This window comes from Okibacterium sp. HSC-33S16, assembly GCF_024171565.1.
Taxonomy (GTDB): domain Bacteria; phylum Actinomycetota; class Actinomycetes; order Actinomycetales; family Microbacteriaceae; genus Mycetocola_A.
On sequence record NZ_JALJZZ010000003.1, the window covers coordinates 183,150 to 197,375 of the forward strand.

The 14,226-nt window shown below is 65.0% G+C and carries 17 protein-coding genes; 9 read left to right on the plus strand and 8 right to left on the minus strand.

The genetic code is table 11. From position 1 onward, the window contains the following. The first annotated feature begins 7 nt into the window (after nt 1-7). The 4 genes from L1277_RS09200 to L1277_RS09215 all read left to right on the plus strand — a co-directional run bounded on the left by L1277_RS09200 (nt 8) and on the right by L1277_RS09215 (nt 2,465). On the plus strand, nt 8-733 hold the full coding sequence (locus L1277_RS09200) for a Type 1 glutamine amidotransferase-like domain-containing protein (RefSeq protein WP_253376081.1): 726 nt from the start codon (nt 8-10) through the stop codon (nt 731-733). Then, the gene (locus tag L1277_RS09205) at nt 730-1,434 is read left to right on the plus strand and encodes a uracil-DNA glycosylase (RefSeq protein ID WP_253376082.1); all 705 of its coding nucleotides are present in this window, start codon (nt 730-732) and stop codon (nt 1,432-1,434) included. The genes L1277_RS09200 and L1277_RS09205 overlap by 4 nt, the downstream gene beginning before the upstream one ends. Before the next feature lie 74 nt (nt 1,435-1,508). Beyond that, nucleotides 1,509-2,087: a GNAT family N-acetyltransferase gene (locus L1277_RS09210; protein ID WP_253376083.1), complete on the plus strand. Its 579-nt coding sequence runs from the start codon at nt 1,509-1,511 to the stop codon at nt 2,085-2,087. A 9-nt stretch (nt 2,088-2,096) separates the two neighbouring features. After that, nucleotides 2,097-2,465, plus strand: coding sequence for a hypothetical protein (locus L1277_RS09215; protein WP_253376084.1), 369 nt, complete (start codon nt 2,097-2,099; stop codon nt 2,463-2,465). Between the two features lie 53 nt (nt 2,466-2,518). Here the strand turns inward: L1277_RS09215 and L1277_RS09220 are convergent, their stop codons facing one another. The 3 genes from L1277_RS09220 to L1277_RS09230 are packed head-to-tail and all read right to left on the minus strand — an operon-like array spanning nt 2,519 to nt 4,589. Next, the gene (locus L1277_RS09220; protein ID WP_253376085.1) at nt 2,519-3,319 is read right to left on the minus strand and encodes a hypothetical protein; all 801 of its coding nucleotides are present in this window, start codon (nt 3,317-3,319) and stop codon (nt 2,519-2,521) included. Continuing rightward, on the minus strand, nt 3,316-4,230 hold the full coding sequence (locus L1277_RS09225) for an ABC transporter ATP-binding protein (RefSeq protein ID WP_253376086.1): 915 nt from the start codon (nt 4,228-4,230) through the stop codon (nt 3,316-3,318). The genes L1277_RS09220 and L1277_RS09225 overlap by 4 nt, the downstream gene beginning before the upstream one ends. Then, nucleotides 4,227-4,589, minus strand: a complete 363-nt coding sequence (locus L1277_RS09230) for a GntR family transcriptional regulator (RefSeq protein ID WP_253376087.1) — start codon at nt 4,587-4,589, stop codon at nt 4,227-4,229. Before L1277_RS09230 ends, L1277_RS09225 begins: the two co-directional genes overlap by 4 nt. A gap of 104 nt (nt 4,590-4,693) precedes the next feature. Between L1277_RS09230 and L1277_RS09235 the strand changes: the two genes are divergently transcribed. The 3 genes from L1277_RS09235 to L1277_RS09245 all read left to right on the plus strand — a co-directional run bounded on the left by L1277_RS09235 (nt 4,694) and on the right by L1277_RS09245 (nt 7,232). Next, nucleotides 4,694-6,127, plus strand: a complete 1,434-nt coding sequence (locus L1277_RS09235) for an amidase (protein ID WP_253376088.1) — start codon at nt 4,694-4,696, stop codon at nt 6,125-6,127. 56 nt (nt 6,128-6,183) lie between these two features. Continuing rightward, entirely contained in the window at nt 6,184-6,657 is a 474-nt protein-coding gene (locus L1277_RS09240; protein ID WP_253376089.1) for a carboxymuconolactone decarboxylase family protein, read from the plus strand. A 101-nt stretch (nt 6,658-6,758) separates the two neighbouring features. Beyond that, the gene (locus tag L1277_RS09245; RefSeq protein ID WP_253376090.1) at nt 6,759-7,232 is read left to right on the plus strand and encodes an SIP domain-containing protein; all 474 of its coding nucleotides are present in this window, start codon (nt 6,759-6,761) and stop codon (nt 7,230-7,232) included. A 30-nt stretch (nt 7,233-7,262) separates the two neighbouring features. Here L1277_RS09245 and L1277_RS09250 read toward each other — a convergent pair whose 3' ends face one another. Then, entirely contained in the window at nt 7,263-9,218 is a 1,956-nt protein-coding gene (locus L1277_RS09250; RefSeq protein WP_253376091.1) for a DUF222 domain-containing protein, read from the minus strand. Nucleotides 9,219-9,354: 136 nt separating this feature from the next. Between L1277_RS09250 and L1277_RS09255 the strand changes: the two genes are divergently transcribed. Together L1277_RS09255 and L1277_RS09260 are read left to right on the plus strand one after the other, a co-directional pair. Continuing rightward, a complete protein-coding gene (locus tag L1277_RS09255; protein ID WP_253376092.1) occupies nt 9,355-9,606 on the plus strand; it encodes a hypothetical protein in 252 nt (83 codons plus the stop codon). Between the two features lie 17 nt (nt 9,607-9,623). Then, nucleotides 9,624-10,454: an aldo/keto reductase gene (locus L1277_RS09260; protein WP_253376093.1), complete on the plus strand. Its 831-nt coding sequence runs from the start codon at nt 9,624-9,626 to the stop codon at nt 10,452-10,454. 36 nt (nt 10,455-10,490) lie between these two features. Here L1277_RS09260 and L1277_RS09265 read toward each other — a convergent pair whose 3' ends face one another. From L1277_RS09265 to L1277_RS09280, 4 genes are read right to left on the minus strand one after another with little or no spacing between them, the layout of a single operon-like run. Further along, nucleotides 10,491-11,528, minus strand: coding sequence for an LLM class flavin-dependent oxidoreductase (locus tag L1277_RS09265; protein WP_253376094.1), 1,038 nt, complete (start codon nt 11,526-11,528; stop codon nt 10,491-10,493). A 39-nt stretch (nt 11,529-11,567) separates the two neighbouring features. After that, the gene (locus L1277_RS09270) at nt 11,568-11,948 is read right to left on the minus strand and encodes a Fe-S oxidoreductase (RefSeq protein ID WP_253376095.1); all 381 of its coding nucleotides are present in this window, start codon (nt 11,946-11,948) and stop codon (nt 11,568-11,570) included. Continuing rightward, nucleotides 11,945-13,372 carry an NAD(P)/FAD-dependent oxidoreductase gene (locus L1277_RS09275; RefSeq protein WP_253376096.1) on the minus strand — a complete coding sequence of 476 codons (1,428 nt, stop codon included), beginning with the start codon at nt 13,370-13,372 and terminating at the stop codon, nt 11,945-11,947. Before L1277_RS09275 ends, L1277_RS09270 begins: the two co-directional genes overlap by 4 nt. Nucleotides 13,373-13,410: 38 nt before the next feature. Beyond that, on the minus strand, nt 13,411-14,226 hold the full coding sequence (locus tag L1277_RS09280; RefSeq protein ID WP_253376097.1) for an arginase family protein: 816 nt from the start codon (nt 14,224-14,226) through the stop codon (nt 13,411-13,413).

A 14,226-nucleotide genomic window follows, 5' to 3' on the forward strand; every position in this document is an offset into this window, starting at 1 on the left:
TCGACGTATGAGTGTGCACCTGGTTGGCGGCGGTTGGTCCGAGTCCCTGAACCCCGCCGTTTACGAACTGTTCATTGCCGAGGCGGCCGCCCGCGCTGCAGCCGAGTCGTTTGAGGGGGAGCCCCGCATCGCCGTGATCGTCGTGCGCGACGGCGACGCCGCAGACCACGCCGCGAAGCTGATCGAGGCGGCGTCGGGCGCCGGCGCATTCGAACCGGTCATCACCGGCCTGACCCACGGAGACGTTGCGACGACGGCAGCGCTCGCCGAAGTGCACGGCATCCTCATCGGTGGGGGCCTGACGCCGGCATACCTCGAAAGTCTTTCGCCCGTGTTCGGTGAGATCCGGCGGCTCGTTGCCTCCGGGACGCCGTACCTCGGCTTCTCGGCAGGGTCCTCGATCGCCGCAGAACGCGCCATCGTCGGCGGTTGGCGCATCGGGGGCGTCGAGGTCAGCCCGAAGGCCGGATCGGAGGACCTCGACGAGGTCACCGTGAAGAACGGCATTGGCCTCCTCGACATCTCGGTCGACGTGCACGCCGTCCAGTGGGGCAGCCTCTCCCGGCTGATCGCTGCGACCGAAGCGGGCCTTGTCGACGGCGGCGTCGCCATCGACGAGAACACCGCTTTCGTGGTGGGTGAAGGCGCGCTTCGCGTTGTCGGTGCCGGAAGCGTGTGGCAGGTGCTGTCCACCGACGGTGGCGTTCGCGTTTCGTCACTCGCGGCCGGATGACCTTCGACCTCAGCGACCTGACGGCCCGCGGCGAGATTGACCCGGGGTGGGCCGATGCGCTCGCCCCGGTTCAACCCGAGCTGTTCGCTCTGGCCGAGTTCCTCGACGCCGAAACCGACAACGGGCGGGGGTTCCTTCCCGCCGCCGAGAATGTGTTGCGGGCATTCCGGACGCCGCTCGACAGCGTGCGCGTCCTGATCCTCGGGCAGGATCCGTACCCGACACCGGGACACCCAATCGGACTGTCATTCGCCGCCGATCCGCATGTGCGGCCGCTTCCGCGGAGTCTCGTCAACATCTACCGCGAGCTCAACGACGACCTCGGTATTCCGCCCGCCGAGTCCGGTGACCTCAGCCCCTGGACCCAGCGGGGTGTCCTTTTGCTCAACCGGGTGCTCACCGTCGCGCCCGGAGCGGCCGGATCCCACCGACGAAAGGGCTGGGAGACCGTGACGGACTGCGCCATCACGGCGCTCGCCGAACGGGAGGCGCCACTCGTGTCGATCCTCTGGGGTCGTGACGCGCAGATGCTCGCGCCGCTGCTCGGGCCGACCCCGCGGATCGAGAGCGTGCACCCGAGCCCGCTGTCTGCGTCGCGCGGTTTCTTCGGTTCACGGCCATTTTCCCGTGCAAACGAACTGCTCGAGGAGCAGGGTGCAGAACCGATCGATTGGCGACTGGAGTCACCAACGCTCTGGTGATCGAGGCGATGCATCCGGGGCCGCGAGCGCGACAACGAAACATGATCGCCACATCCGTCACTTACTCTTGATTCGTGCTTGAAGAGGAATACCAGCCCCGCCGTCAATTGCCACCGCACCTGCGGAAGAAGCCCGAGCCTGAGGCGCCGTTTAGCTACACGATTCGTGAAGCGCGGCCCGAGGATCTGCCGTACGTGCGGGAGATCTACAACTACTACGTGGTGAACAGCGTGGTGACGTTCGATGAAGACAAGATGTCGCTCGCGAAGTGGAAGGCCAAGTTTGCGCATTTGACCAAGCTGAAACTTCCGTTCATCGTCGCGGAGTCGCCGAACGGTGACATTCTCGGTTACGCGCTGGTGTCGCCCTGGAAGGACAAGCGGGCGTACCGCTACACCGTCGAGAACTCGATCTACCTGGGCCCGGCCTCAACCGGCAAGGGGCTGGGGCGGGTGCTCCTCGGCGAACTGATCGATCGGTCGAAGCAGGCAGGTCTCAAGGAGATCCTCGCGGTGATCAGCGACAAAGGCGCCGAAGGGTCGATCGTGCTGCACGAGTCGTATGGATTCGTGGAGATCGGGCGGATGGGACGGGTCGGCTTCAAGTTCGAGCGTTGGCTCGGCACTGTTCTCCTGCAGAAATCGCTCAAGTAAGTGACCGGGATGGCGGGATCTGTCTCGATCGAGCGGCCGGCTCGGAGCACCGCTCTTCGCGCATACGCCGGGGAGATTCGCGCTGAACCACAGCTCGTGTTTGCGGCTCTGGAGTCGGCTGTGCGCGCGGCATCGGCGGACGCAGGCATTGCTGTGGATCCGTCCGATCGGTTCCTGGTGGTGCAGGGAAACTGGTGGTATCGCGCGGAGTACCGAGTGCTGCCCGCCGACACAGGCTCCCGAATTGAGCATGAGGTGCTCAATGTCGGTGCGAAGGCCCACTGGGCTGCGCCTCTCGCGGCTCGGCGAGTGCTCGCCGATTCGCCCGTTGCCTTTGGCCGGCTGCTGACCGCGCTGGCTCACGACCTCGAACACTGAACACGGGCCGGTGAAGCTCATGCTCCACCGGCCCGTGCGCCGTGCGTGTGACCTTAACCCCGGGGCGTCGCCCTGCTGAGGATGAAATAGCCCGCGAAGCCGGAGAGGACCGTGGGAAGCAGGGTCCAGGCGATCACTCCCTGTGGGCCCGATGTGACGAACCACTCGCCGACGAGCCCCCAGCTCTGCGTCATGGTGATGAGCGCGACGGCGCCGACGATGAGCAGGGTGGTGAGTGCAGCCGCAATGAGCAGGCCGTTCGTCCGCCACCTCATGAAGATGGTTCCGCTCAACGCACCGATGAAGGCGAAGAAGAGCATGGCCGCGCCGAAGATGAAGAGGCGCTGCCAGGCCGGGCCCGACCCGAAGTACACCGAGGTGAACATGTGTCCGCCGAGGCCCCAGCCGTTCGTCCATTCCTCGAGGTAGGACAGGGCGGTGAGGATCACTCCATAGGAGAACGCGAGCAGTACGAAGGCGATCGACGAGCCGAGGTAGAACTCACGTCGCGTCAGGCTGAGTCCGAGCGCGTAAGCGAACGTCATATTCATGGACTGCACGGCGATGACGAGCATGTACACAAAGATGTAGAACGATGCTCCGCTCCACTGGGTGCCGTCCATCGCGTCGGTGCGGTCTGCGCCGCCCACGCTGGCGTTGATGATCCACCAGATGGCGAGGTTCACCAGCCAGATGAAACCCAAGATCATCAGCGGGATCCAGTAGACGGTCCAGCGGTTCACGAGGTTGAGCCTCGCGGCGTTCCAGATTCGATTCATGGGGTGCGCGTTCCCTGCCTGCGGCGGTCGGATATCGGACGAGACGGTTGCGGACGTCGGCGTTGCTGTCGTCATGACTGATTCTCGAATTCCTTCTCGGTGACGTGAGTACGTCGAACGATGAGTTGCTGGAGAGAGACCGGGGAGAGCTCGAGACCCGCCCGGGCTGCCTGGGCCCGATCGTCAGCGCTGAGCGCACCGACCGTAACCGAGGCGAGGCCACCGATCCCTTCGCGGGACAGGATGCTCCGCCCCGCGACGAATGACTCGACCGCGGATCGCATTCCGACCACGGTGGTCGCCGACCCGCGTAGCGTTTCGGCTTCCTCGTCGATGATGATCTTGCCGTCGTCAATGACCAGGACGTGTTCGAGGAGTTGCGAGACCTCGTCGATGAGGTGGGTGGAGAGAACGATGGTACGAGGGTGTTCGGCGTAGTCCTCGAGGAGGCGGTCGTAGAACAACTGCCGCGAGACGGCGTCGAGGCCGAGGTACGGTTCATCGAAGAAGGTGAGCGGAGCACGTGATGCCAGTCCAACGATGACGCCGACAGCCGAGAGCTGGCCACGAGAGAGCTTCTTAATCCGTCGGTTCACCGGGAGCCGGAACTCGCTGACAAGTCGAGCGGCGAAGTCCGAGTCCCAGTTCTCGAAGAACCATGGTGCGCTCTCGAAAACGTGTTTGGGCTGAAAGTCATCCGGGTAGCGCTGGCTCTCCTTGATGAAGGAGATCTGGCTCAGCACCCGAGCGTTCTCCGCGGGGCTCTCACCGAAGACCTGCGCGTCTCCGGAGGTGGCGAACTCTTGCCCGGTGAGCACCTGCATGACGGTGGTTTTGCCTGCTCCGTTGCGCCCGAGGAGACCGGTGATGGTGTTCGCTCGAATGTCGAAGGTCACGCCGTCGACGGCCGTGACCTTACCGAAACGCTTGGTGAGATCCCGAACACGGACGACCGCGTCGGGGTGGTGTGCTGGGTTGTAAGTCATGCTGTGACGCCTTCCGTTGAGATCATGTCGCTGAGCTGGTCGGGGTCGATCCCGAGTTTTGCGGCTTCCGCGATGAGCGGTCGAACGAACTCATCGCGAAAACGGTCTTTGCGTGCCTGAATGAGTCGGGCGCGGGCGCCCTCGGCGACAAACATGCCGATGCCTCTCTTCTTGTAGAGGATTCCGTCGTCCACGAGGCGGTTGACGCCCTTGCCGGCGGTTGCGGGGTTGATGCGATAGAACGCGGCGAATTCGTTGGTCGACGGCACCTGGCTCTCCTCGGCGAGGGAGCCGGCGATGATGTCGTCCTCGATCTGTTCCGCGATCTGGACGAAAATGGGTCTGGCTTCGTCGATCACGGCGCCTCCGGTTGCTCGGTTAGTTACTTCAGTAACTAACCAACATCCTTTGCGGGTATTTGTCAAGCAAAAGTTTGCGAGGGAGATCGGTTTAGGCTCGAGGAGTGACCGAACTTCACGAAATGAGCGCTCTTGACCAATGGTTGGCCCTTCAGCGCGGAGAGTTCTCGCCGCTTGAGCTCACCGGGCACTATCTCCAGCGCATCGAACGGCTAAACCCTGAGCTCGGTGCTTTCGTCACCGTGACAGCGGATGCCGCGAGGCGGCGGGCGAGGAATCTTGAAGCTGTGGTCTCGCGCACGAGCCCATTGTGGGGGCTGCCGATCGCGGAGAAGGATCTGACGTCGCGTCGGGGAGTGCAGACCGGGTATGGATCACGAGCATTCACGGGAACCATCGCTGCACGGTCGGACGAGATCGTCGAGGTTCTCGACGGCGCGGGGGCGGTGAGCCTGGGCAAGACCAATACCCCCGAGTTCGGCATGTATGGCTTCACCGAGTCCAGCGTGGCACCGCCAGCGCGTAACCCCTGGAACCTCGAGCTCGGGGCAGGCGGTTCCAGCGGCGGGGCAGCAGCCGCGGTCGCCGCCCGGCTCCTCCCGTTCGCCCCGGGCAGTGACGGGGGAGGGTCCATTCGGATACCGGCAGCGGCCTGCGGACTGGTCGGAATCAAGCCGTCCCGTGGACTGGTGCCGTCCGGATCCGGCATTGATTCGATCGGCGGACTGGCCGTGAAGGGTCCCATCGCGAGGAGCGTGACCGACGCCGCGCTTCTGCTCGACGCGATGATCGCGCGCCGCAATGGGCGGATTGATCACCACTTTGCCCTCCGCGCCCCCGACGAGAACGATGGCGACCTGCTCGGTGCGGCGGTTCGGGGTGAAGGGCGCTTCAACATCGGCGTGCTTCGCAACAGTCCATTCGATGACGCGAGGGATATCAAGATCGCGCCAGAGGCATCCGCTGCTCTCGATATCGCGCTCGGGCAGCTCTCGAGAATGGGTCACGGCATGGAAGATGTGGTGCTGGCTCATGGTGGGGTGTACCCGGACGCGTTCCGGAAACTGTGGCAGATCTCGGCCGCGGGGATTCCGGTTGATGATGCCAACCTGGGGCTGCTTGAGCCGGTGACGGCTGAGCTGGTTCGCGCCGGTCGCGCGCTCGGGGCGTGGGATGTGACGGAAACCTTGGGCATCCTCAATGGATTTGAGCGCAGCGTTATCGCCCAGTTCTCGCGGTTCGACGTGGTGATTTCGCCGGCACTGGGGCAGGTGCCTCAACCGGTGGGCTCGTATGACCTTGAGGATCCAGATACCAACTTCTGGCAGCAGGTCGACTATTCGCCGTTTACCTCGTTCGTCAACGTGGCGGGTTTGCCTGCGCTCACGCTTCCGGTTTCAGAGACGGCGGATGCGCTGCCGATGGGGGTGCAGTTGATCGGTCGGCCGGGTGGCGAGTCGACGTTGCTCTCGGTGGGGGCGCAGCTCGAGCGCCGGATTCGCTGGCAGCACCGCAGTCCGGCTCTTGCGAGTCGCTAACGGCGCCAGCGGCTCGGGCGAGTGACACTGACCACTTCCTGTCGCATGATGGACAGATGACCACCGCTGCCCGCGTGCACCTCTCCAAGACTTTCCCGTCCGCGTACAAGAAGCTCGCTGCGCTGTCCACGGAGGTGGGGCAGATCGCCCGTGATAACGGGATCGAGCCGCTGTTGTCCGAACTGGTGCAGATGCGTGCGTCGCAGATCAACGGCTGCGCGTACTGCTTGCGAGTGCACACGAAGAAAGCGCTGTCGCTCGGTGAAACGACGGAGCGGATGACCGTTTTGCCGTCGTGGCGGGAGGCTGGGCTCTACTCGAAGCGGGAACGGGCGGCGCTGGCGTTGTGTGAGGCGATGACGCTGGTCACCGACGGGCACGTGCCTGACGATGTCTACGAGGCGGCGCTCGCCGTTTTCTCGGAAGCCGAGTTTGCGGCCATCTCCTGGGTGATTGTGTCGATCAATGCCTTCAACCGTATTGCGGTGACCAGTCGGTACCTGGTGGACCCGGTGACGGCCGAGCAGTAGCTCGTCGTCTGGCAGCCGCGTCCAGTCCGGTCTGGGAGCAGGCTGGACGAATCTGACTCCGTCTAGTGGTGAAGGTAAGGCTTGCCTATACTGAAATGGATATGACAGGACAGCCCCGCTCCGACCACTTCGGTCACTCGGCGAATGAAGCGAACCACAAGCACCGAGTTCAATTTCTCATTGGTGGCGACGAATCGGCTCTTCCTGAGCTTGAGGCTGTTCTGTCGACACTCCCGCTCTGTGCGACGGGCCGGGTCTTTGTCGAGGTCGAATCAGAGGACCAGATCGGTACGCTCGACGTTCCGCCGCGGATGACGGTGACCTGGCTTCCCCGCTCGCGTCGGTCCGGAGCGCCGGGTTCAGGGTCGCGCTGTGTTCAGGGCGAAGCGTTCTCTCGCGCGGTTCGCGCATGGGCGGGCGAGATGCTCTGCGATGACCCCGAAGAAGCGCATGTATGGCTCGGCGGTCACTATCGCGGTGTCGCTGAAGCTCACGAGTACCTCACGACTTCCCTGGGTGTGTCAGCTGACGTTGTCCAGACTCCGCCGGCGTACCGCTTAGGCGTCAAGCGCTAGTTCTGAAGCGCAGCAGCAGCGGCTTGGCCGTCAGGATGCTTCGGCAGTTGGATTCTCTGGCGGCACGTACCAAGTCTCCATGACGCGATAATTCGGTCCGCGGTGTCGCACCGACGAGTCGGTCGGTTCGTCACGGCTTGGTGGCTCCGATGAGCCCGCCGGAGCCGCCGTGCCTGGCGGTGAATCCGGGGTCTGTTGCAGCGGCGGGGTCGAGGGCGGCGCCTGTTCGGCGGGCGCTGCTGACGAGGGTCGTGGCGTCGTCGCAGGCTCTGATGTCGGTGACGGTGGCGAACCCGCCTCAGCGTCATCCGGCTCTGCATGGCGCGCCGTCGCATCGTCCGCAGTCACTGGCTGTGCTTCGGTCGTTTGTTGTTGTGTGTGTGCTTGGGGTGGGGGTTGTTTGAGGGTGGAGCGGCTGCGGAGGGGGCGGGGTTTTTGGTCGGGGTCGACGCTTTTGGGCGGTATGGAGTAGTACTTGGTGCCTTCGCGGATGATTTTCCATCCGTTGTTGTGGATGAGCATGTGGTCGTCTCGGCAGAGCAGGATGCCGTCGGCGATGTCGGTGAGTCCGTTTTGGCTGGCCCATTCGTTGATGTGGTGTGCTTCGGTCATTGAGGGTGGTTGGGTGCAGTCCTCGAAGACGCAGCCGCCGTCCCTGATCGCGAGGCCGATGCGTTGTTTGGTGGTGAAGGTGCGTTCGTCCCGGCCGACGTCGAGCGGGTTGTTGTTTCCATCGACGGTGATGGTGCGGGTGCCGTTGCTGCAGATGTGGCGTTCGATGATGGGGCCGGGGATCGCTTCTCCGGTGTCTTCGTTGAACCCGGTGCCGGTGAGGTGTCCGTTCTCGTCCCTGGTGTCGAGTTGTTCTTGGGTGATCACGATTCGGACGCCGGGTTGACGGGTGCTGGAGGTGCTGCGGGGGTCGCCTTCAGCGCCGGCTTTCAGGGTTGCCATCAGCAGGTCGAAAACGAGTTGGTCGTTGCTGCGTGGGTCGTCGCGGAGTTGTTGGGCCTGTTCCGCTTGGACCGGGTCGATCATGCGGGGTCCACCGCGGCGGGGTCGCATCGCGGTGCCGACGAGTTGGTCGATGTAGGCACCGGATTCGTCGTCGAACTCGATCCAGGCGGTGCGGACCCCGTCGGGGGTGCGGCCGAAACGCCATTTACGGTTGTCGAAGTGTTGGTCCCACCGCAGTTGAACCCCGACCGGGTCGATCTGGTCACGGAGTAGCCGTGCCCGGCGGCCGAGTTCGTCAGCGTTGGTTCCTGCTGCGTCGGCGACGAGTTGCTCAGCACAGGCTCGGAGGTCATCGGTGCTGACCCGGTCGTTCGGGTCACCGAGGCCACGCATGATCACTGTCACCGCTTCCGGCCTCAGCACCCGGGTGCGAACAGCCCGGGTCAACGGTTCATGCCACGGCACATCCAGCACCGGCCGGTCAGCAGCACCACCAGTCGCACCAGTGTCGGGGTCGGGCGCGTCGGCGTCGGGAGTGCCAGAGCCGGGAGCGTCCGCGTCGGTGCTGCGGGGGTAGGTGGCGGCATCGGCCGAGCCCATCGCTTCGCCAAGCTTGACCTGCCGGGCCGCTTCGACCCGGGTGGAGCCGGTCAGTCGTTGCACCATGTCCACCGCGTTGTGATCCCCCTGCCGTTTCGCTAACCCGGAATAGCCCAGCTCACGTAGCGAACGTTTCGCGACCACCCCTGCTGTCGCGGCCACCACAGCATCAGCCTCGGAGCGCAACTGCGACGCTTCACACAACAACTGCTGCAGCTCAGCATCAGAGGCCGCATCGATCAACACCGACAACGGCACACCCGACCCTTCAACCGGCGACGACGACAGTCCAACCGGAGATGGCAGCTGCGCCGAGGCTACCGGCGGGAAGGTGGGCGCCAGCGGAGAGGAGGGAGGGGGTGGCGGGGTTTCCAGCGAAGCGATCCGATCGCACACACCCTGCGCGATCTGACGAATCTGCTCCGACATCTGGACCATGCTCCATTTTACCCAGACCCCACCCGAGATTAGAAGCGATGTTCGAAAGCGTCTCAGATCGGTGCCTGTGGAGGACTTCCCAGCGAAGGCCTGGTCGGGCAGCGCGTCGGCGAGGAGGAGCAGGCGCATGAAGGTACAGGCCGCGCGAGGGGAAGCAGACGGCGAGGCAAGGGAGGGGAAGCGAAGGGAAAGGGAAGGGACGCGAAGGGAAAGGGCGAAAGGAGAGAGCGAAAGGAGAGAGCGAAAGGGGAGGAGGAGAGGGGAGGAGGAGAGGGAAGGAGGAGAGGGGAGGAGGAGAGGGAAGTTGGGGACAGGGTCAGAGGAGGGGGGAAGGGAAGGCGACGGGCGCACGCAGGGCGCCACGTCGCATCCGCTCTGACGATCCATAATGGAGCCATGGATCCCAGCGCTGTTCCGGCCCTCAGTCTCTCCGATGGTTATACGATTCCGCAGGTCGGTTTCGGCGTCTACAAGGTGCCGCAGCATCAGACCGCGGAGGCCGTTCGCACGGCCCTGGAGGCGGGCTACCGCCACATCGACACCGCGACGCTGTACGCGAACGAGGCACAGGTGGGCCAGGGCGTGCGCGAGTCGGGAATCGCCCGTGAGGACATCTTCGTGACGACCAAGGTATGGAACTCAGACCAGGGTTTCGACAGCACGCTGCGTGCGTTCGACACGAGCATGGACCTGCTCGGGCTCGACTACCTTGACCTGTACCTGATTCACTGGCCGGCCCCGACGCAGGATCGCTACGTCGACACCTGGCGCGCGCTCGAGCGGTTGCAGGGCGATGGGCGGGTGCGCTCGATCGGTGTCAGCAACTTTCACCCGCACCACCTGCAGCGACTCTTCGATGAGACCGAGATCGTTCCGGTCGTCAACCAGATTGAGTTGCACCCGTGGCTTCCGCAGACCGAGGCGCGCGTTTTTCACAAGAAACACGGCATTGTGACCGAGGCCTGGTCGCCGCTCGCGCGCGGAGGAATCCTCGGCAACCCCACCCTCGACCTGCTCGCCGAGAAGCACGGCGTCAGTGTGGCGCAAGTCATCATCCGCTGGCACGTGCAGCTCGGCACCGTCGTGATTCCCAAGTCCGTCACGCCATCGCGAATCGCCGAGAATATCGACGTGTTTGGATTCGAACTTGATGACGCTGACCTGGCGGCGATTGCCACCCTCGAAACCGGTGAGCGGACCGGGCGCGATCCCGACGACCTCGGCTGAGGCTGGGACCGGGCTTGGGCGTTGTCGGGCCGTGGCCTAGCCGATCGCCGCCTGGACCTGCGGCATGACGTCGGTGGCCAGCAGCTCGATTGACCGCATCACCTGCGCGTGCGGGAGGCCCGACCAGTCCATCTGCAGCGCGTGCCGGTCGTAGGCCATGTGCTCGTGGAGTCGGATCATCTTGTCGGCCACTTCGTTCGGGCTGCCAGCGAAGATTGCTCCACGCCGCGCCACCTGGGTGTCGAAGCCGAGTCGGCTCGGCGCTGTGAATCCGCGCTCCGCCGCGATCTTCGTCATCGAGGTCTTCCAGTACGGGTAGAAGGTGTCCTTCGCCTCTTGGCTCGTTTTCGCGAGAAATCCCGGTCCTGAGACCGCAACCCTGAGGTCGGATGCCACGTGGCCGGCCGCCTCTCCCGCCTCGCGGTAGAGCTTGGCCAGCGGGGCAAACTGCTCGGGATAGCCACCGATGATGGCGTAGTTGATCGGCAGGCCGAGGTAGCCCGCGCGCATCGACGACTCGGGATTGCCACCGGTGGCAATCCAAATGGGGAGCTTCCCGCGGGACGGGCGCGGAAGGATCAGCGCGTCGGTGAGCGCGGGCCGGAACTTCCCTTCCCAGGTCACCCGCTCGCGCGCGTTGAGTGCCAGCAGCAGGTCGAGTTTCTCCTCGTAAAGGGCGTCGTAGTCGGCGAGGTTCGCGCCGAACAGGGGGAACGACTCGATGAATGAGCCACGCCCGGCTGCGATCTCGACCCGGCCGGAACTCAGCAGGTCGATCGTCGCGAACTGCTGAAATACGCGCACCGGGTCCTCGGTGGAAAGCACGGTAACGGCGCTCGACAGGGTGATGTTCTTCGTGATCGACGCGGCGGACGCCAGCACGGTGGCCGGTGAACTGATCGAGTATTCCGGCCGGTGGTGTTCGCCGATGCCGAACCAGTCGAGTCCGAGCTCGTCGGCGAGCCGGATCCGCTCGAGAGTCTCCCTCAGCTGTTGTTCGGGCGAGCCGAGTGCCCCTGTGTCCGGGTTCGTTCCGATGTCACCGAAGCTGTAGACCCCTAATTCCATACTCATGAATACACTTTCTGACGGCGAATAATTCCCGGCGCTCACTCAGCGCGTGCGGGGGCGGGAGGCGCGCAGGTATCCGCCCTTCTCGAGCCCCGCCTCAATCTCGAACCGGTTCGTGAGCGGGTTCCGCCCGGCGAAGAAGTACAGGATCGGAAACAGCATCCCGTACCGCTGCCACTGCCGCTTGTGCACGGCCTCATGCTCGAGCACATCGGCCGACACGTTGCGGTTGGTCAGGTAACACGAGCCGACGCACGAGCCGCCCCGCCCGAACGTCCAGTTAGGCATCCCGGTGAACACGAACAAGCCGTTTCGCCGCCGGATCTTCCCGGTCGACCACAGTGAACCCCAGACGAAGCCCACGGCGGTTGCATATAGGTAACCGGCGCGGCTCAGCGCAGAGTCGATCAGCACCCCGGTCACTCCCCGGCCCGGTAGGTCTCGAGCAGCCGGAGCCAGATCTCGCTCATTGTCGGAAAGGCCGGCACCGCATGCCACAGTCGGGAGAGCGGAACTTCCCCGACAACGGCAATGGTCGCGGCGTGCAACAGCTCCGCGACATCCGCTCCCACAAAAGTCACACCGAGGGCAACGCCTCGATCCTCGTCGACAACCATGCGGGCGGCGCCCTCGTATCCATCGGCGTGGAGGCCCGAACCGGAAACGGCACCCAGGTCGTAGTCGACCACGCGCGTGCGGTAGCCCGCCTTCGCGGCCGCGTCGGCAGTCAGCCCGATGCTTGCCACCTGCGGTTCGCTGAACACGACAGACGGCACTCGTTCATGATCAGCGGATGCCGCGAGGTCGCTCCAGGGGTCGGCCTCGGTTGTCGGGGCCGTCACGCGGGCGGCGATCGCCATGCCCGCTGCCCGGCCCTGGTATTTGCCCTGGTGGGTCAGCAGCGCGCGGTGGTTGACGTCGCCGGCCGCGTACAGCCAGCCCCCGTCGACGCCATCGACGCGGAGCGAATCGTCGACCGTCAACCACTCGCCGGGGGTGAGGCCGATGCGCTCCAGTCCGATGTCGGCCGAGCGCGGCGTGCGACCGGTTGCAACGAGCACCTCGGTCGCCGTGACGGTCTCGCCCGAGTCGAGCTCGATGGTCACGTCGCCAGCACCGCCGCGGCTCACGCCGACCGGAGAGCCGTGCAGCACCGTGGCACCGTCGGCGCGGAGGCGCTTCGTGACGGCGTCGCCCGCGATGTCTTCAAGGCCGGCGAGCAGCCCGCTCCTCGCGATGACGGTCACCTCGGAACCGAGCGCGACAAACGCCGTCGCCATCTCGGCGGCGACCACTCCGCCGCCGATGATCGCGAGCGAGGCGGGTACGTCTTTCACGCTGGTGGCGTCTCGGCTAGTCCACGGGTTGGCGTCAGCGAGCCCGGGGATGTTCGGAATGAGCGCGGCCGATCCGGTGCACACGGCGACCGCGTGCCTCGCGGTGAGCACGACCGTGTCTCCGTCGGCCGTGGTGACCTCAACCCGGCGTTCGCCGGCCAGGCGGCCGTGGCCGCGAACCAGGTCGATGCCGGCACCCTCGAGCCAGGGCAGTGAGCCGGCGTCATCCCAGTTGCTCACAAACTCGTCGCGGCGGGCCAGCACAGCCGCAACATCGAGGGGGCCGGTGACCGCTTCGCGCGCGCCGGCGACCCGACGAGCGGCATCGCGAGCCGACGGCGGGCGCAGCAGCGCCTTCGACGGAATACAGGCCCAGAACGAGCAGTCACCGCCAACGAGCTCGCTCTCAACGATCACACATTTCAGGCTGGCCTGAGTGGCGTAGTCGGCGACATTCTCCCCAACCGGCCCTGCACCGAGCACGATGAGGTCATACTGCACGTCAGTCATGACCCGAGGCTACCGGTCACCACCGGTACTGACGAGAGTCAGCGCGCGAGCGCTCCGATGATTCGCAGGATCGTGCCCATGTCGTCGGACGCGCGCTCGGGGCTTGAGGGGGCGAAGCCGCAGATTCCTGCGCCGGCGAGCTCAAACTCGGCGCGAACGGCGCCGATCAGCTCCACGAGGTGCGCGGCCGGCAGGCCGAACGGTTCAGCCCACGACGTTCCCGCAATGTCTGCGGGGTCGAGCACGTCGAGGTCAACGTGAATGTATATCTTCGATGCACCGGATGCCTGTAGTGCCCCAATAAGTTTGGCTGGCGTCCAATCGTCAACCGACAGCATCCGTATCGAAAGATCGTCAATCACCGGTTGCTCCGCATCGTCGATCGCGCGGGCACCGAGAACGACGACGTGATCGGGGCGCAGGGGAGCGGTCGACGCGAGCTGGGGGATGCCCTGGCCGAGGAGGGATCGCAGCACCATGCCGTCGAACGCGCCCGAGGGTGAACCGTCGGCCGCGTTGAGGTCGGGGTGGGCGTCGATCCAGAGCAGGCAGACGTCGCCGTTCGCTGCCGCATGCTCGACCGCGGCCAGTTCAACAGCGCAGCCTCCGCCGATCGTGATCACGGGTGCCGTGGCGACCCGCAGCGCGGCTAACTGGCGCTCGCGGATGGTGGCGATCGACGCCAACCGGTTCACTCCGGTCTCGAGCGACTCACCGGCTTCGACCGGAACATCGACGAGTACCGTGGCTGCGGAGGGCAAGTCGCCTCGAATCGCCTCGGCCCCGTCGATCAGCCGCATCGCTCGAGAAGAACCGGAACCCTGCCACGCGGGCACAACCATGAATGTCGCCAT